General features: G+C 58.3%; 17 protein-coding genes. 8 read left to right on the top strand and 9 right to left on the bottom strand.

From position 1 onward, the window contains the following. Nucleotides 1-13: 13 nt before the first annotated feature. Nucleotides 14-1,822 carry a sensor histidine kinase gene (locus J8Z22_RS16525; protein WP_252007122.1) on the bottom strand — a complete coding sequence of 603 codons (1,809 nt, stop codon included), beginning with the start codon at nucleotides 1,820-1,822 and terminating at the stop codon, nucleotides 14-16. Nucleotides 1,823-1,980: 158 nt separating this feature from the next. On the opposite strand from J8Z22_RS16525, the gene J8Z22_RS16520 reads away from it, so the two are divergent. After that, nucleotides 1,981-2,586, top strand: coding sequence for a response regulator transcription factor (locus J8Z22_RS16520; RefSeq protein ID WP_371878141.1), 606 nt, complete (start codon nucleotides 1,981-1,983; stop codon nucleotides 2,584-2,586). 27 nt (nucleotides 2,587-2,613) lie between these two features. Here J8Z22_RS16520 and J8Z22_RS16515 read toward each other — a convergent pair whose 3' ends face one another. Both J8Z22_RS16515 and J8Z22_RS16510 read right to left on the bottom strand, forming a co-directional pair. Continuing rightward, entirely contained in the window at nucleotides 2,614-3,225 is a 612-nt protein-coding gene (locus tag J8Z22_RS16515) for a chromophore lyase CpcT/CpeT (RefSeq protein ID WP_252010489.1), read from the bottom strand. 604 nt (nucleotides 3,226-3,829) lie between these two features. Beyond that, a complete protein-coding gene (locus tag J8Z22_RS16510) occupies nucleotides 3,830-4,255 on the bottom strand; it encodes a PACE efflux transporter (protein ID WP_252007121.1) in 426 nt (141 codons plus the stop codon). Between the two features lie 82 nt (nucleotides 4,256-4,337). Here J8Z22_RS16510 and J8Z22_RS16505 point away from each other — a divergent pair, with 82 nt between their 5' ends. Next, entirely contained in the window at nucleotides 4,338-5,237 is a 900-nt protein-coding gene (locus J8Z22_RS16505; RefSeq protein WP_252007120.1) for a LysR family transcriptional regulator, read from the top strand. A 48-nt stretch (nucleotides 5,238-5,285) separates the two neighbouring features. Here the strand turns inward: J8Z22_RS16505 and J8Z22_RS16500 are convergent, their stop codons facing one another. After that, entirely contained in the window at nucleotides 5,286-6,854 is a 1,569-nt protein-coding gene (locus tag J8Z22_RS16500; RefSeq protein WP_371878140.1) for an ABC-F family ATPase, read from the bottom strand. A 667-nt stretch (nucleotides 6,855-7,521) separates the two neighbouring features. Here J8Z22_RS16500 and J8Z22_RS16495 point away from each other — a divergent pair. From J8Z22_RS16495 to J8Z22_RS16485, 3 genes are all read left to right on the top strand, one after another. After that, nucleotides 7,522-8,643 (top strand): endonuclease/exonuclease/phosphatase family protein, encoded by a 1,122-nt coding sequence (locus J8Z22_RS16495; RefSeq protein WP_252007118.1) that lies wholly within the window; start codon nucleotides 7,522-7,524, stop codon nucleotides 8,641-8,643. Nucleotides 8,644-8,757: 114 nt separating this feature from the next. Then, entirely contained in the window at nucleotides 8,758-8,979 is a 222-nt protein-coding gene (locus J8Z22_RS16490; RefSeq protein WP_252007117.1) for a hypothetical protein, read from the top strand. Nucleotides 8,980-9,039: 60 nt separating this feature from the next. Continuing rightward, complete coding sequence (locus tag J8Z22_RS16485; protein WP_252007116.1) at nucleotides 9,040-10,245, top strand: MFS transporter; 1,206 nt, start codon at nucleotides 9,040-9,042, stop codon at nucleotides 10,243-10,245. 1 nt (nucleotide 10,246) lies between these two features. On the opposite strand, the gene J8Z22_RS16480 is transcribed toward J8Z22_RS16485, so the two are convergent. Genes J8Z22_RS16480 through J8Z22_RS16470 form a run of 3 tightly spaced genes read right to left on the bottom strand, consistent with a single transcriptional unit; the run spans nucleotide 10,247 to nucleotide 15,935 of the window. Then, nucleotides 10,247-11,659: an efflux transporter outer membrane subunit gene (locus J8Z22_RS16480; protein ID WP_252007115.1), complete on the bottom strand. Its 1,413-nt coding sequence runs from the start codon at nucleotides 11,657-11,659 to the stop codon at nucleotides 10,247-10,249. Then, a complete protein-coding gene (locus tag J8Z22_RS16475) occupies nucleotides 11,656-14,790 on the bottom strand; it encodes an efflux RND transporter permease subunit (protein WP_028114592.1) in 3,135 nt (1,044 codons plus the stop codon). Before J8Z22_RS16475 ends, J8Z22_RS16480 begins: the two co-directional genes overlap by 4 nt. Continuing rightward, on the bottom strand, nucleotides 14,790-15,935 hold the full coding sequence (locus tag J8Z22_RS16470) for an efflux RND transporter periplasmic adaptor subunit (RefSeq protein ID WP_245595631.1): 1,146 nt from the start codon (nucleotides 15,933-15,935) through the stop codon (nucleotides 14,790-14,792). Before J8Z22_RS16470 ends, J8Z22_RS16475 begins: the two co-directional genes overlap by 1 nt. Before the next feature lie 451 nt (nucleotides 15,936-16,386). On the opposite strand from J8Z22_RS16470, the gene J8Z22_RS16465 reads away from it, so the two are divergent. Next, on the top strand, nucleotides 16,387-18,153 hold the full coding sequence (locus tag J8Z22_RS16465) for an alkaline phosphatase (RefSeq protein WP_252007114.1): 1,767 nt from the start codon (nucleotides 16,387-16,389) through the stop codon (nucleotides 18,151-18,153). A gap of 134 nt (nucleotides 18,154-18,287) precedes the next feature. Beyond that, a complete protein-coding gene (locus tag J8Z22_RS16460; protein WP_252007113.1) occupies nucleotides 18,288-20,126 on the top strand; it encodes a DUF885 family protein in 1,839 nt (612 codons plus the stop codon). Nucleotides 20,127-20,165: 39 nt separating this feature from the next. On the opposite strand, the gene J8Z22_RS16455 is transcribed toward J8Z22_RS16460, so the two are convergent. Then, nucleotides 20,166-21,266: a hypothetical protein gene (locus J8Z22_RS16455; protein ID WP_252007112.1), complete on the bottom strand. Its 1,101-nt coding sequence runs from the start codon at nucleotides 21,264-21,266 to the stop codon at nucleotides 20,166-20,168. A 548-nt stretch (nucleotides 21,267-21,814) separates the two neighbouring features. On the opposite strand from J8Z22_RS16455, the gene J8Z22_RS16450 reads away from it, so the two are divergent. Continuing rightward, nucleotides 21,815-22,795, top strand: coding sequence for an MDR family oxidoreductase (locus J8Z22_RS16450; RefSeq protein ID WP_252007111.1), 981 nt, complete (start codon nucleotides 21,815-21,817; stop codon nucleotides 22,793-22,795). A gap of 95 nt (nucleotides 22,796-22,890) precedes the next feature. On the opposite strand, the gene J8Z22_RS16445 is transcribed toward J8Z22_RS16450, so the two are convergent. Next, entirely contained in the window at nucleotides 22,891-23,817 is a 927-nt protein-coding gene (locus J8Z22_RS16445) for a LysR family transcriptional regulator (RefSeq protein WP_252007110.1), read from the bottom strand. Nucleotides 23,818-23,976: the final 159 nt, after the last annotated feature.

The following is a 23,976-nucleotide window of genomic DNA, read 5'->3' as shown; positions in this document are numbered from 1 at the left end:
GGGGAACTCTCCTTTACGGCTTAGGCTCTGCCGGGCGTCGGGGCAGAGTGATCTTCGCGGTACAGCCGCCCTGGTGCTGCTCGTTGTTGCGAATCTGGAATTGGCCGTGTTGTTCCTTTACCAAATCCGAGCAGATGGCCAGCCCCAGCCCCAGGCCATCGGATTTGGTGGTACTGAATGAGGCGATCATCGAGTCGGGATCCTGAGCAAAGCCTGGGCCGTTATCGATCACCAGCAGCCAGGCCTCATCATCGCTGAACTCCAGCCGGACCTCAATCTGACCGTGATGATCGGTTTCCATTTCAGACAGGGCATCGATGCTGTTTTTTATCAGGTTGATCAGTACCTGTTGCATGCCGACTTTATCGGCCTGTACGAAGTAGGGTTCACCTTTGACCTGAGTGCGAACGTCGATGTGGTGACGCTCCAGTTCCAGCTTCAACAGCGACAGGCTTTCATCCACCAGACTCAGCAGGTTGACGTTCATCAGTACGGTTTCCCTGCGCTTCAGTAGCCCCCGAATGCGATGTACGACGGCGCCTGCCCGCTCCGACTGCTGATTGATCTTGTCCAGCAGAGCCAGCATCTCGGTGTCTGGTTGAGTTTGCCGTTTCAGCCGAACGATGCCCCCTTCGCTGTAGTTGGTGATGGCGGCTATGGGTTGATTGATCTCATGGGCCAGTCCGGCGCCAATCTCGCCCACCACCGCGGCACTGTGCAACCGCTCAAGCTGCACGGCTTTGCGTTTTAACTGGCGCTCGGTTTCCACCAGGGTGTCGCTCTTTTGGCGAAACTTGTACTCGATCCACAGGTGGTAGAAGGTAGCAATCAGGAACAGCAGTCCTGCCAGAATGCCCCATTTACGATTGGCCTCCAGCCAGGACAGAAACAGATCCCATTTGCTGGTTTCCTGCTCCTGATAATGCAGGTCGGAAAACAGCTGAATCACTTTAAGCTGGCTGATGGGGGCGGTCCAGCCCAGGGTGCCGGCTTGAATGGCGGCCGGATCGTCCGGTGTGAGTGCGTACAGGGCGCCGGTGATCTGCTTGGTCACCGAACTGCTGACCTCCTCGCTGGCGGCGAAGGACCAGTTGGGGTACAGCTGGGTGCTGACCTGGCAGTCGTAGCCTGGAGGACGGCTGGGGTTGATAACGCGAAAGTCCTCCATGCGGATAACCCCTTTTTCCACCATCTCCTCCAGGGTGCAGAACGGAGTGATGGCGGCATCAATGTTTTTGTCTCGGACCTGAAAGATCAGTGGCCCCAGAGGAAAGCCGAGAAACTTCACTTCGTCGAAGAAATCGTCCGGATTCATCCCCAGCTTGTGCATCAGGCCGACGGTGGCCTGGTAGCCGCCCAGTGCGTGGCGGCCACTGGCGGCAATGACCTTGCCCTTGAGATCGTACAACGTTCGATAGTCACTGTCGGCGCGAACAATGATGGTGGAGCCAATCGCATAGGTGGTGCCGTTGTGTTTGCGCGAACGCATGGTGGCCAGCCACGACAGCGGGAATTGATTGGACAGAAACAGGTACTGACCCGGGTTGGTGACGATGAACTGAATCTCGCCGGCGCCAAGGGCGGTGTTGAGTTCCTCGAACGAGCCGGGGCGAACGGTGAAATGGGCACCATCGACCCGGGCCGACAGGTAGTCCATCATCGGTTTCCAGCGCTCTTCGGCCTGACGATAACCCCAGTTGGCCAGCACACCGACCTGTAGGTGCTGCTCCTCAGCCTCGCCACTTTGGCGGGCGAGCGCACACTCTATGCGACACAGACTGACGAGGGTAAGGGCAAACAACAGTGGCAGCAACGGTTTCACAGGGGACCTTGCAATGGCTGGACAATGGTTTAACCATAAGGCAGGTCGAGGTTAAATCAATGTGAAGCGATTCAAAGTTACTGCTTTTTATCTCGCTTATTGATGGGAACTGAGATATCACTCTATAAGAGACAACTGTATTAGGAATATCTATGACTTTGAGTGCCGACACGCCGGTGTACCTGGTGGATGATGATGCCGCCATTCTCGATTCGCTGAGTTTCCTGATGGAGGGTTACGGAGTGACACTGACCGGCTTTCAGCGGGGCGCCGAGTTCCTGAGGCAGGTGGACTTGTCTCAGCCTGGCTGCGTCATTCTCGATAGCCGCATGCCTCAACTGAGCGGGCAGGAGCTGCATCAGAAATTAAATGATGCCCACAGTCCGCTGGCGGTGATTTTTCTGACTGGTCACGGTGATGTGCCGATGGCGGTGGAGGCGCTGAAAAACGGCGCTTTCGATTTCTTTCAGAAACCGGTGCAGGGCAAGGCGCTGTATGAAGCCATCGAACGGGGTGTGGGCCACAGCCTGAAACTGCATCACGACCTGCAGCAACTGGCGCTGCTGAATGAGTTGACCGAGCGAGAGCAGCAGGTGTTCCGGCTGGTGATTAATGGCCACACCAACAAGCAGATGGCCGATACCCTGTTTGTGTCGGTGCGCACCATCGAGGTGCATCGTTCTAACGTGATGAAAAAGCTCAATGCCAGCAATATGGCAGGGTTGCTGAAGTTCTCCTCGCTGCTTGAGGGAGAGCATCACTGAAGCTAACCTCAGCCCACGAATGGAGGGCTATGGGTTTAAACGATCAAATCGGTAGCCCCCCTGGTTGCCGCCCCAGATAAAGTTGTGGTCGGCATCGTAGCCCCGGGCCCACTTCACCACCCTGTCGCGGTAGACGCTGATCTCGATGGTGGTGTAGCTGGCGCCGTACATTTTGCTGGTGCAGGTACCAATTCGGGTCTGTCCATGGTAACGCTGCTTATCAGCCTGCCAGCGCAGGTAGACCTCACAGCCGCTTCGAGGCGTAATTTGCTCAGGGGTCAGGGGCGCCAAACGGGCAGGGTAGCGCCAGGCCTGCATGTAGCGTTGCGGCTGGTTTAGGGTATAGGGCGTGTAGGTGAACTGGCCTGGGGCGGTTTGCTGCAGCCGCAGCAATCTTTGACGATAGGGGCGTTCCGGCCGTTTGACCGACGCTTGTTCCATGTACAGCCAGGGGGCCTCGCTGCTTGGCCAGACAGACACGGTATGCAGTTGCAGGTGGAAGTAGTTTTCCAGTTGCTGTGATTGCTGTTCGCTGCTGAAGTTGCCCTGTAACCATTGGCTTAGGGTCGCCAAATCCCCCGCTGTTTGGGCGTTCGCGGTCAGTGGCAGCATCAACAGTAAGCTGACCAGGAGCTTCATCAAGGCCAATTCCATGCATCAAAGTTGAAATGGGATTGTTACACATTGTGGCAAGCTTGCGGGCTGAGCGAGGGCAAAAATTTCGCGTTATGCGGTAAAGCGCACACGGGAGAGGGCGTCGGAGCAGAAAGAAAAATCCCCCGCACAACCGGGTTGTGCGGGGGAGCGCCTGGATAATGTTGGCTGGCCAATTGGATGATAAGTTGGCGAGCGATAATTCGGTACAATGGCGTCTTAGTAATCGGAGTCCGGCTCACTGACTGCTGGATTCCGTTGACTGGTACCCTCGTGCCAGTATCGGGCCTTTGGTACGGCTCTGAGACTGAAACGATTGCTCCTTTTCGCCTAAACAGGGAAGGCGAAGTAGAGATAGTAACAAAACAAAAGCCTGAAAAGTCGCCAGTTTGCGGCTCTGTGAACTTTGTTGTTGGTGCGTTAGTGGCTGGCTTATGGCGGTCACAAATATGCGCATAAGTGTGATCTATTTGGGGTGGGGTTTGGTGGAATTCTGGGCTGAAATGGAAAGCGTCTACTGTAAATCCGCCGCCGTTGTCGGTTCACTCCCCTCCCTGGGCGTGAATGGCGAGTCACTTCAATAACAAAATTATGCTGTCTTAGCCTGGATGGGGCCCAGCATTCGCAGTCGCAGTGTGTCATAGATCCAGTTGAACGCGATGGCGTACACCAGGAAGAACAGCACAAAGCCGATATCCAGCATCAGTACCTGCCAGAACCCCATCTGCAGAATCCACATCAGCATTGGCAGAGACACCGCCATAAAGCCCACTTCAAATCCCAGCCCATGACCCAGACGAATCATCGGTGTGCGGGTCTCACGATTGCTGCCGAAGCAGCGGTCGAACATCAGGTTGTAGACATAGTTCCAGGCCATGGCCAACAGCGACATGGCGATGGCGGCCCAGGTCATGCTGTGGCCGGCTCCGGTAACCAGACTGCCAAGGTTAATCACGATAACCAGAGCAATCAGCTCAAACATCAGCGAATGAAAAATGCGTTCTTTGGTGGACATAATCGGCTCCTAAAAATCACTATGCGGCCATTTTATTTTCTTTTAAGATGGATAAAAGTTAGTAGCTATCGGTTTTGTAGATATGTATACCCTGGAACAGCTGCGCATGTTCGTGGCGGCGGCAGAGCAGGGGTCGTTTTCAGCGGCGGCCCGCAAACTGGGAAAAGCGCAATCGGTGGTCAGTCAGGGCATTGCCAACCTGGAGATCGATCTGAACCTGACCCTGTTCGATCGCCAGGGGCGATCACCGGTGCTGACTAAAGAAGGACGAGTGCTGTTTGAGCAAACCCAAATGCTGATGCTGCATCATCAGCGGCTGCAAAGCAGCGCCTTGAGTCTGAGTGCCGGTGAGGAGAGTCATCTGGTGCTGGCCCTGGACGAAGTGCTGATGATGCCGGGACTGGAGTCCATCCTGGTAGAGTTTACCCGGCAATTTGGCTCGACCTCGCTGGAGTTTCTGACGGTGGCCAGCCCGGATGTGGTGTCTTTGGTGGACCAGGGGCGGGCTCACCTGGGGCTGATGTTTTCCCAGATCCCCTATCCGGCAGAGTTGGATGCCAGCTACATCGGCAGCCTGCCGTTTCAGGCGGTGGTGTCCCCGGACCACCCTCTGGTGGGGGAGTCGAACCTGACCCTGAGTTGCCTAAGTGGTCATCGTCAACTGCAGGTTCGGGGCACCCAGGGCAAGCCGTTGGTGGATTTTCCTGTGGTGAGTCAGGATTGCTGGGGATCCAACAATTTCTACATGACCGCTGAGTTGGCTTGTCGCGGCTTTGGCTGGGGATATGTGCCCAGCCACTTAGTTCAAGATCCGGCTTTTTCGCAGCGACTGGTGGCGCTGAATATGCCGTCTGATTCTCAACAATGGCAGGTGCCGGTGGATCTGGTGACCCGTCCCGAAGCGGGCTTCGGCCCGGCGTTGCAGTGGTTGAGCCTGTCGTTAAAAGGATTGCTGGTCGCCGGAGGAGCCTCGGAGCGGTGACCATAAAAAAAGCCTGCGTCTGCAGGCTTTTCTACTTGGTGGTTGAGGTTAACCTTCCAGGCCCTGGCTGCGCAGGTACTCATCGTAGGTGCCGTGGAAGTCGGTGATGCCGTCTGCCTTCAGCTCGATGATGCGGGTGGCCACCGAGGACACAAACTGACGGTCGTGGGACACGAACAGCAGGGTGCCCGGATAGTTTTCCAGTGACAGGTTCAACGCTTCAATGGACTCCATGTCCATGTGGTTGGTGGGTTCGTCCATCACCAGGATGTTGGGCTTTTGCATCATCAGCTTGCCAAACAGCATTCGGCCCTGCTCTCCGCCAGAGATCACCTTGGTGGATTTCTTGATTTCGTTCTGGGAGAACAGCATCCGTCCCAGGAAGGAGCGGATGGTCTGTTCGTCGGCGCCTTCGGTGGACCACTGTGCCATCCAGTCGAACAGGTTCATATCTTGTTCGAAGTCGGCGGCGTGATCCTGGGCGTAGTAGCCGATGTTGTTGTTTTCAGACCATTTAATGGTACCGGCTTTCGGTGCCATCTGCCCCACCAGGGTGTTGAGCAGGGTGGATTTACCGACACCGTTCTGGCCGATGATGGCGATGCGCTCGCCCACTTCCACCCGTAGATCCAGACCGCTGAACAGCAGTTCGTCGTAGCCCTGAGACAGGCCTTCCACCTCCAGGGCAGTCCGGAACAGCTTCTTCTCTTGCTCAAAGCGGATAAACGGCGACTGGCGGCTGGAGGCTTTCACTTCGTCCAACTGAATCTTATCGATCTGCTTGGCCCGTGAGGTGGCCTGGCGCGCCTTAGAGGCGTTGGCAGAGAAGCGGCTGACAAAGCTCTGCAGTTCGGCAATCTGGGCTTTCTTCTTGGCGTTGTCCGCCAGCAGACGCTCGCGGGCCTGTTCGGCGGCGGTCATGTATTCGTCGTAGTTGCCGTGGTACAGGCGCAGCTCACCGTAGTCGATGTCGGCCATGTGAGTGCAGACACCGTTTAGGAAGTGACGATCGTGCGAGATGATGATCATGGTGCAGTTGCGCTCGTTCAGCACCTCTTCCAGCCAGTGAATGGTGTGGATGTCCAGGTTGTTGGTGGGCTCGTCCAGCAGCATGATGTCGGGATCAGCAAACAGCACCTGTGCCAGCAGCACTCGCACTTTCAGGCCCGGGGCCACGGCACTCATCAGGCCAAAGTGCTGCTCCTCGGGAATGCCCAGCCCCATCAGCAGTTCGCCGGCGCGGGCTTCGGCGGAGTAGCCGTCCATCTCGGCAAATTGCACTTCCAGGTCCGCCACCTTCATGCCTTCCTCTTCCGACATCTCTGGCAGGCTGTAGATGCGATCCCGCTCCGCTTTCACTTCCCACATCTCTTTGTGGCCCATGATCACGGTGTCGATGACGCTGTACTCTTCGAATGCCCACTGATCCTGGCCCAGTTTGGCCATGCGGGTGTTGGCTTCCAGGCTCACATTACCGGCAGAAGGCTCCAGCTCACCGGAGAGGATCTTCATAAAGGTCGACTTGCCGCAGCCGTTGGCGCCGATCAGGCCGTAGCGGTTGCCGCCGCCAAACTTGGCGTTGATGTTTTCGAACAACGGCTTGGCGCCGAACTGCATGGTAATGTTTGAGCTGATGATCAAGGTGGTGGTCCCGGACTAGAAAATGGAAAAAACGCCGCAGAGTACCTGTCCGGCGGGGTTTGTGCAAGTTTTGGGCGCCATCAATCCGTGAGAGTGGAAAAAACGCTGTTGGCTGACAGAGCGCCTGTCCAACAGGGTTTGTGCAAGTTTTGGGCGCCATCAATCCGTGAGAGTGGAAAAAACGCTGTTGGCTGACAGAGCGCCTGTCCAACAGGGTTTGTGCAAGTTTTGGGCGCCATCAACCCGTGAGAGTGGAAAAAACGCTGTTGGCAGACAGAGCGCCTGTCCAACAGGGTTTGTGCAAGTTTTGGGCGTCAAGAGACCGTGAGAATGGAAAAAACGCTTTTGGCTGACAGAGCGCCTGTCCAGCAGGGTTTGTGCAAGTTTTGGGCGTCAACAGGCCGTGGTAGTGGAAAAAACGCTGTTGGCTGACAGAGCGCCTGTCCAACAGGGTTTGTGCAAGTTTTGGGCGCCATCAACCCGTGAGAGTGGAAAAAACGCTGTTGGCTGACAGAGCGCCTGTCCAGCAGGGTTTGTGCAAGTTTTGGGTATCTGTTGCGCTGACTCAGGCTGGAATGTCGGCATCTCAGAGTGGGGTTTGCTACCATGGCGGTTTTACCGGCCAGCAGGTTGCCTCTCGTCTATGACTCCCTCCAGTACGCTTCGTATCGCGACCTTTAATGCCAGCATGGAAGCCGGTAATTATGCCGTGGACGGCGGGCCGCTGGATCCCTCGGCGCTGGCCCGGAATCTGGCCTCCGGGGCCCACCCGCAGATTCGCAATATCGCCGAGATCATTCAGCGGGTGCGTCCGGATATCCTGCTGCTGAATGAATTTGATTACATCGATGACCCCGGCGCCGGTGCCGAGGCGTTCATCCATCACTACCTGAAGGTGGGCCAGAAAGGGCAGCCGGGCATCGACTATCCCTACTATTACTGTGCGCCGGTCAATGCCGGTGAGCCCAGTCCGCTGGACATCGACGGTGACGGCGTCGCATCGGGGACGCTGGGGGACGCCTATGGGTTTGGTGCTTACCCGGGTCAGTACGGCATGCTGGTGTTGTCCCGCTATCCGATCGATCACCCGCGGGTGAGGACGTTTCGTCAGTTTCTGTGGCACCGCATGCCGGGTGCTTTGCCGGTCACCCATCCGGATGGTCGACCGTTTTACGATGAGGCGACTCGGTTGGGAATGCGGCTCTCCTCCAAGTCGCACTGGGACGTGCCCATCGTGGTGGGGGAGCAGACGCTGCACCTGCTGGCCGCCCACCCGACGCCGCCGGTGTTTCATGGGCCGGAAAAGCGCAACGCCGCGCGCAACCACGACGAGATTCGTCTGTGGGCCGACTACATTGATCCGCAAAAAAGCGCTTACCTGGAGGACGACAAGGGTCAGAAAGGCGGTTTGGCAGCGGCAAGTCGTTTTGTGATTGTCGGAGATTACAACGCGTCGGCTGTCGAGGGCGACAGCTACCCCGGGGCCATTGAACAGCTGTTGCATCATCCCGGGATTCAGGTCGACCCGGTGCCGGGCAGCGATGGTGGCCGTGACCATTCACCGGATAATCCCTATGGGGCGCAGCATACTGCCGCCTGGCGGGCCCGGGTGGATTACGTGTTGCCGTCGAGTTGTGGTTGGAGGGTGATTCAGTCCGGGGTGTTCTGGCCGACACGCCGAAGCCGGTTGCAGCGACTGGTGGCCAACCGCCAGGCGTCGTCGGATCATCGTCTGGTGTGGCTGGACGCGGTGTTGACCCCCTGACTGACATGCACCAAACGCATACCGCTGTTGCATTTATTTCAACTGCGTTTGCTCTGGTAGCCTTGCTAAATGGGGAGTAGCATTGGCGCCCGATTTGTTTGATTGAGCGTGTTGATGCGATCCCAATCCCTGTTTGCTCAATTGCTGAGAATGACCCTGCTGCTGGGCCTGGTGCTCTATGGCGTTCACCACAGCAGTGGCCTGCTGGCGGCCTTGTCCGATCATGCCATGGATTCGGGCTGTCATGCCGGCGACGGTGGCTCCGAACATCAGCACGCTGAGGCAAAGTCGATGTCGCATCATCATCGGGGAATGCCTTCCCCTATGTCCGAATAAGACCGCGTTCTACCTCGCCCTTGGTGGCCGCCATGGCCATTGCATTTCCCTGGAGTTGTTTTGAGTATTTTCCGTTTTCCTCTGTTGGTGTGGATGGGCATCGCCGTGCTGATCATCAGCCTGGGCATTCGCCAGTCCTTTGGCATTTTTCTGACCCCAATGGTGGAGAGTTTTGGTACCGGCCGGGAATTCTTTTCTTTGGCCATCGCCGTCCAGAACCTGTTGTTCGGACTGTTTCAGCCCCTGGTGGGGATGGCGGCGGATCGCTATGGGGCCAGCAAGGTCATGGCGCTGGGCGCCATCGCCTATGGCAGCGGCTTGCTGATGACGGCGTTGACTACCGAACCCAACTGGCTGTTCGTGTCGCTGGGGGCCTTGGTGGGCTTGGGTCTGAGTGCCACCAGTTATGTGATTGTGTTGGGGGCGGTGGCACGGGCGGTGCCGCCACAGCATACCGCCAAGGCCTTTGGCCTGACCACCGCCGCCGGTTCCTTTGGCATGTTTGCGGTGATCCCCGGCGCTCAGGCGATGCTGCACCAGTTTGACTGGCGCTTCACCATGGAACTGTTTGCCCTGATCTGTACCTTGATGATTGCGTTTGCTTCTTTCGTTAAGCCTGCCTGTCCTTCACAGCCCAGTGAAGTGTTGCCGGAGCAGACTCTGAAACAGGCTCTGAAAGAGGCGTCTGCTCACCGTGGCTACTGGTTTATCCACCTGGGGTTCTTTGTCTGCGGCTTCCATGTGATGTTTATTGCTACCCACCTGCCGGCCTATCTGGCGGACCAGGGCTTGTCGGCGCAGGTGGCCGCCATGGCGCTGGCCTACGTCGGCATCTTCAACATCTTCGGTTCCTATTTCTGGGGACTGTTGGGGGATCATTTTGATAAGCGCTATGTGATGAGCGGCCTGTATCTCATGCGCACCGGGGTGATCGCCGCCTTTGTGACTCTGCCGGTGACCGAGCACACCGCAGCGCTATTTGGGGGGGCCATCGGCTTTTGCTGGCTGGGCACCGTGCCGCTGACCTCGGGACTGGTGCGGCAGATTTTTGGTGCCCGTTACCTGTCTACCCTGTATGGGCTGGTGTTTTTTACCCATCAACTGGGCAGCTTTCTCGGCGCCTGGGTCGGCGGATTGATTTTCGACCATTACGGCAGCTATCAGCCCATCTGGTGGACCACGGTAGTGATGGCGGCGCTGGCGGCGGTGTTGCATCTGCCGATCAATGCCCGCCCCGTGCCCCGGCTGCAACTGCAGCCGGCCTGAGTCATCCCTGCTGCGCGGCGGCGGAGTTGGCGCCGCCACCCAGTGACCGGTAGAGGTTAACCATCGACTGCATCCGGTCCCGTTTGATCTGTGACAGCGCCAGTTGGGCACTGAACAGCTGACGCTGGGCATCGAGCAGATCCAACGAGGTGGCGACGCCATTGGTATAGCGCAGCCGTGCCAGTCGCACGTACTCGGTAGAGCTGGCCACCAACTCCTCTTGAGCGGTAATGGCCAGTTGTGAGCGCCGGTAGGCGTTGATGGCGTCATTGACCTCGAAATAGGCGGTCAGCACCACGGCGCGGTAGGCCAGCAAGGCCTGCTCGGCGTTCTCCTTGGCGATGTCGTACTCGGCGCTGATGCGCCCGGCATTGAACAGCGGCGCCGTCAGCCCCCCCAGCAGCGACCAGGTCACGCCCTGGCTGTCGAGAATGTCTCCCAGCTGCTCGCTTTCGTGGCCATAGCTGCCGCTGATGGTGAACGAAGGGAAGAACGCGGTCTTGGCAACGCCGACATTGGCGGTGGCCGCAATCAACTGCTGTTCGGCAACCTGTACGTCTGGCCGCTGAGTCAGCATAGCGGAGGGCACGCCCACCGACAGGTTGTCCGGCAGCTGTTGAAACGGCTGATCGACCCGGGTGTCCGGTTGCAGCGCCTGGTCAAAGCTGCCCAGCAGAATCCGCAGTTGGTTGGCGGTCTGCTTGCGTTCGAAATCCAGCTGCGGCAGCGTCACCCGCGCCGACTGGTATTCTACCTCGGCTTGCCTGACTTCCAGCCCGGATATGACGCCGTTGGCCCGGCGCAGCCGTGCCAGTTCCAGCTCCTTGAAGCGCAGCTCCACGGTGCTGGCAGAGATGCGGTAGCGCTGCTCCACATCCAGCCACTGGTAGTAGCGGCTGGCGACGTCACTGATCAGGCTGACGGTGGCCAGGGCCATCTGTTGTTCACTGGACAGCAGGTTGGCGTAACTGGCCTGACTGCGGCGGCGATTGGCTCCCCACAGATCCAGCTCCCACGACACCACTCCGGCCAGATACAGGGTGTCCTCAATGTCGGGGTCGGTACTGGTGAGGCCGCTGTCCACAGACCGTTCTCCGCTGGCGCTGAGGCTGAGCTCGGGGTACAGGGCGGCGTCGGTGACCGTGACCTGGGAGCGGGCCGCCCGTAACTTGGAGGCCGTGGACTGCAGATCCAGGTTTTGAGCCAGGGCCTGCTCGATTAACCGCTGCAGGTTGGGATCCCGGTAATACTGGCGCCAGGACTGTTGACCAAGGTGAGTGGTGCTGACGGTATCTGTGTTGTCGTGATACTGAGCCGGCAGGTCCAACTGGGGCCGCTGATAGTCAGGCCCCAGGGCGCAGCCACTCATGATCAAGGCCAACAGCAGCGGGCTGTAAGGGCGCAGGTGTGTCATAAGCGTTCTCCCGCCGTTGCGGTTGAGGGGGCCTTGCTGTCCCGTCCCTTAAACCAGCCGGCACAGGTAACGAAGAACAGTGGCACCAGCACGATGCCGATGGTGGTGGCGAACACCATGCCGCCGAGGATGGGAATGGAGATCGACTGGCGGCTGACCGCCCCCGGTCCGGTGGACAGTACCAGTGGCAGTACTCCGAGAATGAAGGCCATCGAGGTCATCAAAATCGGCCGGAACCTCAGATTGGCCGCCTCCATGGCCGCGTCGAGACGGCTGCGACCCTGTTGGTGCAATTGGTTGGCGAACTCCACGATCAGGATCGAGTTCTTGGCCGCCATGCCGATGAGGGAGATAAAGGCCACCTGGAAAAACAGGTTGCTCTCCATGCCACTGACCAGGGTCGACAGCGACGCCCCCAGCATGGCAATGGGGGCGATCAGCAACACCGCCACCGGGATGGTCCAACTTTCGTACAGCGCCGCCAGAAACAGGAACACGAACACCATGGCCAGGGCGATGGCGATGCTGGTCTGGTTGGCGGATTGCACCTCCTGATAGGTCAGGCCGGTCCACTCGTAGCGAAACTCATTGGACAGCATCGGCGTGGCCACCCGCTCGATGGCCTTGATGACATCACCGGTGGCGTAGCCGGGTGCCGGGGTGACATTGATGGAGGCACTGGAGAACAGGTTGTAGTGAGTGACGGCCGCCGGTCCCACGGTGTAATCATAATGGGCCAGTACGCCGATGGGCACCATGGCGCCGCTGGCGGAGCGCACGTAGTAGTCCTTAATCTGGCTCGGGAACTGGCGGTAGCTGTCTTCGGCCTGAATCTTGACCCGGTAGACCCGACCAAACAGGTTGAAGTCATTGACGGTGGAGGAGTCGGTAAAGGTCTTGATGGTGCCATAGATGTCGGAGACGTTGACGCCGATGGCCATCGCCTTGGCTTCATCCACCGACAGTTTCAGTTGCGGAATGGCCGCCTGCAGCGACAGACCCGCCCGGGCCACTTCCGGTTGCTGTTTCAGCTGTTCCACCAATTGGCCGGCATTCTCCATCAGCCCCTTGAAGTTGGTGCCCGAGGTGTCCTGCAACTCCATCTCGACGCCGGCACCATTGCCCAGCCCGGGGACCGCCGACGGCAGGTACAGGTTGAACTCCGCCTCCAGCACCTGGTTGAGTTCCCGTTGAATCTGATGCATTACCCGCTTGATGGTGGCCCCGTCTTGTTTTCGCTCGGGCCAGGGTTTAAGAATCACTTCGAACTGGCCGTTGGCCTGGTTGGAGCCGGAACGGCGATTCTCGCCTGCCAGGGTAAAGGAGTAGGCCACCGCCGAATGGGCCATCACGTGTTGCTCGGCTTTTTTCAGTACCTCCTGGGTGCGGTTTACCGTCGAGCCGTCCGGCAGGGTCATGTCGATGAAAAACCGTCCCTGATCCTCATCGGGCATAAAGCTGGCGGGCAGGGAGGTCATGATCATATACACCGCCACCACCATGGCGGCAAACACCAGGTAGCTGCGGCCGGCGTTGCGGTTGGTGAGCCCCACCAGCGCCACGTACTTGTTGGTGCTGACATCCAGTTTGTGGTTGAGCCAGCGGAAAAAACGCGGTCGCTGGCCGTTGTCGGGTTTGAGCAGCAAGGCGCACAGCGCCGGGCTCAGGGTCAGGGCCACCACGGTGGAGATCAGCACCGCCACGGTAATGGCCACCGCAAACTCCCGGTACATGATGCCGGTAATGCCGGCAAGGAAGGAGACCGGCACAAACACCGCCGCCAGCACCAGGCTGGTGGCCACCAGGGCGCCGGACAGCTCTTTCATGGCGGCCCGGGTGGCATCGGCGGCGCTCATCCCTTTCTCGTTGATCAGCCGCTCGACGTTTTCCACCACCACGATGGCATCGTCGACCACGATGCCGATGGCCAGCACCAGCGCCAGCAGGCTAACGGTATTGATGGTGAAACCGAAGGCCAGCATCGCCGCCAGGGTGCCCACCAGTGACACCGGCACCGCGATGGCGGGGATCAGGGTGGCGCGCAGGTTCTGCAGAAACAGGTACACCACCAGCACCACCAGGATCAGCGCTTCGATCAGGGTCTGCACTACCTCGGAGATGGAGTCTTCGATAAACAGTGACGCGTCGTAGAACACCTGCCAGTCCATGCCCTGAGGGAACTTCTGCGCCAGCTCTGCCATGGTCTGTTTGACCCTCTGGGTGACCTCCAGGGCGTTGGCGCCGGGCAGCAGGTAGACCTGCAAAATGGTGGCGTTCTGGCCATTGAGCTGCGACTGCAGGGTGTAGGCCGAGGAGCCCAGTTCGATGCGGGCGATGTCCCGTAGCCGAATCAACGAGCCGTCACTGTTGGCGCGGACGATCACCTCTTTAAACTGCTGCACGCTCGACAGCCGGCCGGCGGCGGTGATCGGCAGGGTCAGGCTGAGATCGTCCACATTGGGCTGGGTGCCAATGGTGCCGGCGGGGCTCTCTTTATTCTGCGCCTTGATGGCGCTGATGACGTCGCTGGTGGTGAGGCCATGGCCGGCCATTTGGTCCGGTTTCAGCCACACTCGCATCGAGTAACTGCGAGAGCCGGTGTTGCGGGTGCGGCCGACGCCGGGAATCCGTCGCAGCGCCGATTCGATGTTAATGGTGGCGTAGTTGCTGAGGTAGATCTCGTCGAAGCGCTCATCGCTGGAGGTCAGTGCCAGCTTCAGCAGCTCCACCGAGGCCTCTTTGGAGACCGAGACCCCTTCGGTCTGGACATCGATGGGCAGACTGCCCGAGGCCTGTTGGGTGGCGTTTTGAACGTCCACCGCCGCCAGATCCGGGTTGGTGCCGACATCAAAGGTGATGGTGACGTTGGTGCTGCCGGAGTTGGTGCTCTTGGAGTTCATGTAGATCATGTTGGGCACCCCGTTGACCTCCTGCTCCAACGGCGTCGCCACCGATTCGGCGGCGGTGGTGGAGCTGGCTCCGGGGTAGGAGGCGGAGATCTTCACCTGTGGCGGGGTGATGTAGGGGTACTGATCGATGGGCAGTTGAAACATGGCGATCAGCCCCAGCAGCACGATGACGATGGAGATGACGCTGGCGAAGACCGGTCGATTGACGAAGAACTGGGCCATTACTCTTGCTCCTGTTCCTGCTGCTGCTCAATCTTCTGCTGCTCCAGCGCGTCCGCTTTCTCCTTGGCGTCCTCGCGGGCCTTGTACTCCTCGGCGGTTAACGGCTGCGCCAGCTGGCCGTGGCTGACCCGGTGCATTCCTTCGACGATCACCAGTTCGCCGGCGCGCAGGCCGCTTTTGACCACCACACCTTCCTTGCCTTGATGCTCGATGACGATAAAACGACGCTCGACGCTGTTGTCGTCCAGCACCACCATCACGTAGACGCCGCCCTGATCGACCCGGGTGGCTTTCTGGGGAATGACGATGGCGTTGTCGATCTCAGACAGCTTGATGCGCACGTTGGTGTATTGGCCTGGCAGCAGTTCCCGATCTGGATTGGGCAGCACCGCCCGTACCTCAAAGGTGCCGGTTTCCGGGTTGACCGAAGGGTCGGTGAAGCTGACATCACCCCAGTAACGGTATTGGCTGTTGTCCGGCAGGGTGATCTGCACAAAGCCTTCGACCGCCTTGCCCTCGGTTTCCGCCTCGATTTTGGCGCTGCTGCTGGTCATGCGGCGGCGGGCATTGAGGTAGTCCAGTGCCGACATGTTAAAGCTGACGTAGATGGGGTCCACCTGCTTAACCCGGGTCAGCAGCGATTGCCCCTTGCTGCCCACCAGGGCGCCGATGTCCACTTCGGAGCGGCTGACCAGGCCGTTGATGGGTGCCTTGATGTCGGTGTAGCTCAGTTCCAATTCGGCTTCTTCCAACTCCGCCTGACTGGCTGCGCGGTTGGACTTGGCCTGGGCCAGAATCGACAGGGCGTTGTCGAAATCGAGCTGACTGGCGGCGTCCTGCTCGTACAGCGGTTGCAGTCGCTTCACATCGCGCTGGGCTTTTTCCAATGCCGCCTGCTGCGACTCCAACTTGGCCTTCAGCCGGTTCACCACCGCAACGTAGGGTTTGTTGTCGATCTGGTACAGCAGCTCGCCGGTCTCCACCGCGCTGCCCTCCACAAAGGTCTTGTCTTCGACAAAACCGTCGATGCGGGCGCGCACTTCGACATCCAGCGAGGCGCGGGTCACGCCGACGTAGTTGCCGTACAGCGGCACGGTAGCGGTGCCGACCTTCTCTACCACCACCAGTTTGGGAGTCAGTTCCATGGGCGGCTGTTTACAGCCTCCAAGCAATAGCAGGCTGGCGGCGAGGCCGCAGAGCAGGGGGGTACGCGCTGTGTGAAGCATGGTCGTTATCCGCAGTGGCGGCGAACGTCAAGGGCGTCCGCCTCGGTGATCCGTACCGAGCCGTGTACACACAGAATCTGGCGGGTTACCGAGGCAAGTGCTCGGTGTTTTCTGCCGCATCCTGCGGGCACAAAAGTAATCGATATGAGTAAGTTATAGCCGTAGTGTAGAGCTTAACGGCCTTCGAATTCAATGGCTGACTGGCCGTGGCGGCCAGCGTGACGGGCGAATTCCCTATGCCGCTGTCAGCGGTTGTCGGTTTACTTTGCCCTCAAGGCCTGTTTGCCCCTGGCGGTCATAAAACCGTTATCTGTTTGTCATCGGGCCAGTCTAGCTTCGGCGTGATTTTTCAATAACTAAGGATGGAGAAGTGAAGAATCTCAATCGTCGACAGTTTATGACCCTCGGTGGCGGCGCGGTCGCGGCCAGTTTTGCGGTGCGCCATCACAGTGCCCATGCCTTCTCGCTGTTCAGCCAGCCGGCACAGCGGCCACCTCAGCCGAACAATCGCAGTATCGATGTCGAAGCCGCCGCCTCGGTGTTTCCCCTCTCGGTGGCCTCGGGTGACCCTTGCGACAGCGGTGTGATGCTGTGGACCCGTATCGAACCGAGCCGGTATCAGCCTGGTGATTCGGCGCTGGTGGAGGTGTATGAAGATGCCAACATGACCAGCCTGACGTTGGTGCTGGAGGTGGATGCCGCCGAGTTCGGCCCCGAAGGCGACTACACCCTGAAGGTGGATCTTCAGGGCTATTTGTCGGCCGAGCGGGCGTATTACTACCGCTTTGTGTATGCCGGAGTCAGCAGTCGACTGGGCCGCTGTCGTACCAGCGCTCCTCGAGGGGTGGACAGTGACGCGGTTAAGCTGGCGGTGCTGACCTGCCAGGATTACACCAATGGCTACTACGGCGCTCTGGATCATGTCGCCGATGATGACAGCCTGGACTTTGTGGTGCATCTGGGAGACTTCATCTACGAAAGTGTCGGTGACCCCAGGTTTCAGGAGTTGCCCTTTGAAGACCGCCTGATTCAACTGCCCAGTGGCGGTGTGGTGGCCATGAATCTCAATGATTACCGTCACCTGTACCAGAGCTACCGCAGCGACCGTTCGTTGCAGCGGGCGATGGAGAACCACACCTGGATCATCGCCACCGACGATCATGAAACCGCCAACGATGCCTACTGGGATTACGACCGCGATACCCTGGGGGTGCCGGATCACCCTTATAGCACCGATGAGCAGTACGGCAATGATCCGGCGCGGCTGACTCAGCTGAAGCTGGACTCGCAACGAGCCTGGCTGGAATACACGCCGACCCGGGTCAGCGTTAACCCTGAGGCGAGTCATCCTCACCAGTACAGCCGCATCTACCGGGAGTTCTATTTTGGTGATCTGCTCAGCCTGTACATGACCGACAGTCGCAGCTACCGAAGCCCTCATCCCTGCGGGGAAGGGGATGCGCTGCAGCGTTATGTGCCGCTGGGCTGCACCAACATGGACAACGCCGATCGCACCATGCTGGGACAGACTCAGAAGCGCTGGCTCATCGACGGCCTGACCGCCAACGACACTCGCTGGAAGGTGATGGGTAATCAGACCTACATGGGACGGATGGCGGCCACGTTGCTGGGCAAGCCGTTGGCGCTGATCAACGTGGATGCCTGGGACGGTTATCAAGCGGAGCGGCAGCAGATCGTCGAAGCGGTGAAAGGCGCCGACGTCGATAACTTCGTGGTACTCACCGGTGATCTGCACAGCTACATCAGCTCCTATGTAAAGCTTGATTACAGTAAGTCACTGAATCTGCGCAGCAGCAATCTGGTCGGAGTGGAGTTCATGACCCCGTCGGTGACCTCCGCCGGCATTGTCGATGGTCTGGCCAACTTGTTGAACCGGGAGCTGAAGCGGGCCGACATTGTCGATGCCTTGTCGGAAGCGGCGATGATCATCAATAACCCGCACATGAAGCTGTTTAACAGCAAGGATCACGGCTACTCGACCATCGAGTTTCAGCGCAGTCATTGCGAGTGGACCGCATACTGCGTCGACAAGAACCACCGAGAGGGCGCCCGCACCACTCTGGCCCGTCACCGCAAATACAGCGGCTTTCCATGGATTTTCCGCCAATCGGTGTAAATTCCGGTGCCGCCTGAGCCGGAGCCAGGCGGCTGCAACAGCTTGAAACGTTATTGGAATGTTAATCGGCTACGGTCAATGGTAGCTTCATGCGGCTAAGGAGTGACTTGGTTTATGTTTGATAAGGGATGATCATGATTAAGACCGTTTTGAAGCGCCTGGGGATTGGGGTGCTGTCGCTGGTGGTCGTGGCTGGCGGCTTTGCCGCGCACGAATGGTACGCCGACAAGCCGGTGATGCTGCGGGCGTTTCTGGATCGAACGCTGATTAAGATGGCCTTTGACAGCCCGGAAACCCTAACGTCGCTGGGATTCTTGGAATCGATGGGCATCAATGGCCATAACGCCGAACTGGACGATGACAGCCCCGAGAAAGGGGACCAGATGCTCAATGAGCTGCTGGCGGCCAGGGAGGTGTTGCTGAGCTACGACGATGCCGATCTCAACGAAGATGAGCGGCTGTCTAAAGATGTGGCGCTGTATCTGCTGAATTTCATGGAGCAATCGCAGCAATTTCGCTATCACAACTACCCGGTGAACCAGCTGTTTGGTATTCAGAACGGCTACCCCAGCTTTATGCAGGCTAAGCACCCGATCACCAGCGTCGAGGACGCCGAGTTTTATCTGTTGCGGTTGCAGAAAGTGGAACGCAAATTCCAGCAGAACTTGCAGGGGCTTAAGCTCCGTGAACAGAAGGGCATCATTCCTCCCCGGTTCGTGATCGAGCGGGTGTTGGAGGAGATGAATGATTTTGTGGCTACGCCGGTCACGGACAACATCCTTTATACCTCGCTGGATGAGCGCCTGTCTGCGCTGGAGGAGCTGGAGCCAAATGAGAAGCAGCGGTTGCTGGCGGCGGCGGCTGCCAACATTCGTGACTACGTGCATCCGGCTTATCAGGTGTTCATCGACTACTTTGTGGCGCTCAAACCCAAAGCTGGCAATGACGACGGCTTCTGGCACCTGCCCGATGGCGACCAGGCCTATGCGGCGTCGCTGCAGCTGTTTACCAGCACCGATTACAGCGCCGATGAGATTCATCGGCTGGGGCTGGCGGAAGTGGACCGCATTCAGGCACAGATGTTGAGTATTCTGGCCGGGCAGGGCATCGACACCGACGCTGGCTTTACCGCGGCCATCGATACCCTGGCCGCCGATCCCCGTTTCTATTTCGAAGACAGTGATGCGGGGCGACAGCAGATCCTGGCTGAGTATCAGCGCATTCTGGATGAGATCAATGCCGGGTTGGATGGGGCGTTTAACATTCGCCCTCGGGCCGGCATGGAGGTCGTTCGAATTCCTGAGTTTAAAGAGAAGACTTCCCCTGGCGCCTATTACGAGCAACCATCACTGGATGGCGCTCGTCCGGGCCGCTTCTTTGCCAACCTGTATGACATCAGGGCAACCCCCAAGTACAGCATGCGTACCCTGGCGTATCACGAAGGGATTCCCGGTCACCACTTTCAGATTGCGGTGGCCATGGAGTTAGAAGGCCTGCCGTTTTTCCGCCGCATGTCGCCGTTTACCGCTTACGTCGAGGGCTGGGCCCTGTACGCGGAGCAGGTGGCCTGGGAGTTGGGGTTCCAACAGGATCCGCTGGACAACCTGGGCCGTTTGCAGGCGGAGCTGTTCCGCGCTGTCCGCCTGGTGGTGGACACCGGCATCCATGCCAAGCGTTGGAGCCGAGAGCGTGCCATCGACTACATGCAGGCCAACACCGGCATGGCCAATTCCGACGTAGTGGCGGAGATTGAGCGCTACATCGTCATGCCGGGGCAGGCCACGTCCTACAAGGTCGGTATGATGAAGATACTGGCACTGAGAGAAAAGGCCAGGCAGGCCCTCGGTGAGCAGTTTGAACTGGCGGCATTTCATGATGCGGTATTGAAAAACGGCGCCTTGCCGTTGAGCATTCTGGAGCAGGTGGTGGATGAGTACATCGCCACCACCCAGAGCCTGGCCAAGGCCGGCTAATCGCTGCCAACAATGACACGGGGCCCCATGGCCCCGTTGTTATTTGAGGCGGGTCACCACGCGAATGAAACCGTAGTCGCTTTCGGTGATCAGCAGGTTGCCCAGATTATCCAGCGAGATGGCCCGGGGTTCGCTGATTTTCTCTCCCGGTTGATTAAACGGCCGGCCGTCGCCGCCATGCTGATGGTCGCGGCCGCCGTCTACAAACAGGTGGATGAACCCGGACGGGTCGACAAACCACACCTGTCCGCCCTTATGAGTGGCCAGGAAGTAGCCGCCGTTGGGGTGAAACCAGATACCGCGTACCTGATACAGTCCGGTCTGAGTGGCCTTAAAGCCATCGCCACCGCCATTGATTCGCCCGTTTCCGGCCACCACCTGTTTACTGCCATCGGCGGAGATTCGATAGACTCGGTGGGCCTGCCGGTCGGTGACATAGAGCTGGCCCTGGCCGTTCACCGCCAGGTTGGCCAACTGTTTGAAGCCGTCCGCCACCACTTTAATCCCGTGTTCTGGTGTCCACTGTTTCAACAGCTTGCCCGAGCTGTAGTACACCAGAGACGCATCCCGGTTCACCCAGAGACCGCGACCGGTCTGAATGCCATCGGGATCGGTGAACAGGGTCGAGAGTTCGCCACTGCGGCTTAGCTTGCGAACCTTGCCGTTGCCGGTGTCGAGGATGAAGGTGGTGCCATCGGGGTAGGCCCACAGGCCATTGGGGCCATTGAGTCGTCGCTCTGTGGCCGGGCCGGGTTGGTTGCCGTCGTCGCCGGCTTCGCCAGTGCCGGCAACCGTGAAAATGCGGCCATCGGCGCTGATCTTGCGAATGGCATGGGCGTCTTTGTCCACCACCATGATATTGCCTCTGGCGTCGGCGATGGCGTGGTGAGGCCGGGAAAGCTCGGCCCGGGTGGCGGGCGCCGCTTCAAACTGAGGCCGCCAACCGTTGGCGTATTTGTCCCGAATTTTGCCAACACCGCCGACGGTATAGAGGTTGCCGTATCCCGCGCAGAAATCGCTGTAGGTGGTGTAGTCATTGCTACCAGCAGCCAGAGTGGCGGAGATCAGGGCGCCGAAACTGATGGCGCACCACAACAAAAAATGGGCAAACGGCGTGGTTTTTCTGTGTTCAGATCGCATCTTCCTAGCCTCATTGAAAAAAAACCAGCCATCGCAGGGACAATGGCTGGCGAATCATGACGTGAGATGAATGTTGTTATCACGGTCGTTGCACCGGCGTTCCGCCTGGCTCGCAATGGACGGTGCCCTTTCCGTATTTAAAGCGTACGCTTCTTGACCAGCTCAAACCCTGATTTCGATCAAAAGTTTTAACCAAATCTGTCATTATTGTTTTCACAATCCATGTTTTTAGTGGCTTCCTGTAGTCTTATTGAACTTATTGGTTAAAACTAATTCGGTGTTTTGAAGCGTTTCTTCCAGTCGGTGTGAGCTGGATCCTGATCGACGGGTATGCATGAGATTCGAGATCACATCTTGGTGATCGGGCGTTATGTGCATGTTGGATATGCAGTGAAATCAATGTTTCTGGTGGCTTTTCTGACATATGCTTGGGTCATCGTGCGTTCGCCTATTGCCGTTGGCGTGGGCGCCAACGGGGAACGGCCTGTTTCTGTGAGCGGAAGCATGGAGTGGGCCGGCCTTTATCCACACATCCATAGGAAACTAACATGTTTAATGCGCTGTTATTGACCCAAGAGGGCAAAACCACTCAGGCTCAACTGGGAAAAATTCAGGACAGTGACCTGCCCGAGGGTGAGGTGCTGGTCAGCGTCAGTGCCTCGTCGCTGAACTACAAAGACGGTCTGGCGATCACCGGCACCGGCAAGATCATTCGTGAGTTCCCCATGGTTCCTGGCATCGACTTTGCCGGCACTGTGCTGGAGTCTTCAGACGATCGCTATCAAGCCGGTGATAAAGTGATTTTGACCGGTTGGGGCGTGGGTGAAAACCACTGGGGCGGCATGGCCGAACGTGCCCGGGTCAAAGCCGACTGGTTGGTGCCTATGCCTGCTGGCTGTGATGAGCACAAGGCGATGATGATCGGCACCGCCGGTCTGACGGCCATGTTGTGTGTGCAGGCCCTGCAACAGGGCGGCGTGCGGCCTCAAGACGGTGAAATTCTGGTTACCGGTGCCAGTGGTGGTGTTGGCTCTGTGGCCGTTACCCTGCTGGCCGAACTGGGCTACAAGGTCGTCGCATCCACCGGCCGCATCGAGGAAAATGGCGACTTGCTGCGCAGTTTAGGGGCGTCGGATCTGCTGGCGCGGGAAGAGCTGGAAGCCAAGTCTCGGCCACTGGAGCGTCAGCGCTGGGCCGGCATCGTCGATACCGTCGGTAATCAGGTGCTGGCGACGGCCCTGGCACAGATGAACTACGGTGGTACCGCTGCCATCTGCGGTCTGGCCGGCGGCTTTGCCCTGCCGACCACGGTGATGCCGTTCATTTTGCGTGGCGTACGTCTGCAAGGCGTAGATTCTGTGGCCTGTCCGTTCGATAAGCGCCAGCAGGCCTGGGAACAAGCGCTGAAGATTCTGCCACAGAGCTTCTATCAGCAGGCGTGTCAGACCATCAGCCTAGCTCAGGTGCCTGAGTATGCCAGCGAGATCGTCAAAGGTCAGGTGACTGGCCGGGTGATTGTCGCCCTGTAATCGCCGTTTCTCGGTGTATCGCGATCAAAAAATCCGCCCTGATGGCGGATTTTTTTGTTTATCATCTTCAATGCTCGTTCAGTGGCCGCGGGCCATCAAGCCAGAGTGCCGCTGAGTACCGGTGCGGTGGCGGCGATGATCTCCTCCCGCAGCCATTGCTGCGCCGAGTCGTGATCGATTCTCGAATGCCAAAACAGGTGGTAATCGATACGGGGCAGGGGAAACGGCAGGGTTTTCACCCTAAGCTCATGTTGTTGGGCGACCTGTTCGGCCAGGCCGGATGGCAGGATCAAAATCATCTGCTTGAAGCCCATCAGTGTCAGGGCATTATCCAGGCTGGGGGTGCGCAGTATCACTTGCCCCCCGGGCCAGGGGGCCATTGCTTCATCCAGCAGTGCCTTGACGCCGTCGCTGATGGCGACGATCGCCAGGGGATAACGCTGAAAATCTTCGGGCTGCAACTGTTTATTGGCAAGGGGATGATCCGGTGCCACCACGGGGCGAACGCCGACCTGGCCCATCTCTTTCTGCATCAGTTGGGTGTTATTATTGATGGCTCGGCACATGGCCACATCCACCCCTTTTAACCCCAATTGAGTTTGCAATTCCTGATGCTGAACCGGAGTGACTTCAATCTGAATCTCCGGGGCACGTGAATACAGCCGCGGCAGAATTAATGGCATCAGCGCCTGCATGGCAAAGTCGGTAACGGCAATGGTAAATTTTTGTCGACATTGGCTTGGAGTAAACTCCCTCGGTGCCAATAAATGACTGAGTTCGGCGATGGGGGCCTGCAACCGTTGCTGGCAGCTTAGGGCAAAGTCGGTGGGCTGCAGGCTGGGACCGACTCGAGTAAACAGCGGATCACCGAGCATGGTGCGTAAACGGGATAAAATCCGGCTGGTGGCGGACTGACTTAAGTGCAATCGTTTGGCGGCCTGGGTGACGCTGCGCTCTTCGATAAGAACTTGCAAGGCAATCAACAGGCTAAGATCTCGGCGATACAGTTCTTCTAATTCCATTATTTGCTCGTTGCTAATCTGAACATGATCACAATATCAGCCTGAGAGAAAAAAGGATCCTTTCTTTCTTGCAATATTTGCGCTCATGCCCGATTTGGAACCCATTCCATAATAGGTTTCTGACATTGTTTTTCCTGCTAATTCGATATTTATCCGATA

It is taken from the genome of Ferrimonas sp. SCSIO 43195, assembly GCF_023716685.1.
GTDB classification, from domain to species: Bacteria; Pseudomonadota; Gammaproteobacteria; order Enterobacterales; family Shewanellaceae; genus Ferrimonas; species Ferrimonas kyonanensis.
The sequence above is the reverse complement of the archived record's forward strand: the minus strand, read 5'-3'. Positions and strand labels throughout refer to the sequence as shown.

Excerpts from the sequence above, each read along its gene's own strand:
- J8Z22_RS16515 (WP_252010489.1), bottom strand. The coding sequence starts at position 3,225 with ATGAAGCTCCTGGTCAGCTTACTGTTGATGCTGCCACTGACCGCGAAC.
- J8Z22_RS16450 (WP_252007111.1), top strand. The coding sequence starts at position 21,815 with ATGTTTAATGCGCTGTTATTGACCCAAGAGGGCAAAACCACTCAGGCT.
- J8Z22_RS16455 (WP_252007112.1), bottom strand. The coding sequence starts at position 21,266 with ATGCGATCTGAACACAGAAAAACCACGCCGTTTGCCCATTTTTTGTTG.
- J8Z22_RS16490 (WP_252007117.1), top strand. The coding sequence starts at position 8,758 with ATGCGATCCCAATCCCTGTTTGCTCAATTGCTGAGAATGACCCTGCTG.
- J8Z22_RS16505 (WP_252007120.1), top strand. The coding sequence starts at position 4,338 with ATGTATACCCTGGAACAGCTGCGCATGTTCGTGGCGGCGGCAGAGCAG.
- J8Z22_RS16495 (WP_252007118.1), top strand. The coding sequence starts at position 7,522 with ATGACTCCCTCCAGTACGCTTCGTATCGCGACCTTTAATGCCAGCATG.
- J8Z22_RS16460 (WP_252007113.1), top strand. The coding sequence starts at position 18,288 with ATGATTAAGACCGTTTTGAAGCGCCTGGGGATTGGGGTGCTGTCGCTG.
- J8Z22_RS16500 (WP_371878140.1), bottom strand. The coding sequence starts at position 6,854 with ATGCAGTTCGGCGCCAAGCCGTTGTTCGAAAACATCAACGCCAAGTTT.
- J8Z22_RS16475 (WP_028114592.1), bottom strand. The coding sequence starts at position 14,790 with ATGGCCCAGTTCTTCGTCAATCGACCGGTCTTCGCCAGCGTCATCTCC.
- J8Z22_RS16480 (WP_252007115.1), bottom strand. The coding sequence starts at position 11,659 with ATGACACACCTGCGCCCTTACAGCCCGCTGCTGTTGGCCTTGATCATG.
- J8Z22_RS16510 (WP_252007121.1), bottom strand. The coding sequence starts at position 4,255 with ATGTCCACCAAAGAACGCATTTTTCATTCGCTGATGTTTGAGCTGATT.
- J8Z22_RS16445 (WP_252007110.1), bottom strand. The coding sequence starts at position 23,817 with ATGGAATTAGAAGAACTGTATCGCCGAGATCTTAGCCTGTTGATTGCC.
- J8Z22_RS16470 (WP_245595631.1), bottom strand. The coding sequence starts at position 15,935 with ATGGAACTGACTCCCAAACTGGTGGTGGTAGAGAAGGTCGGCACCGCT.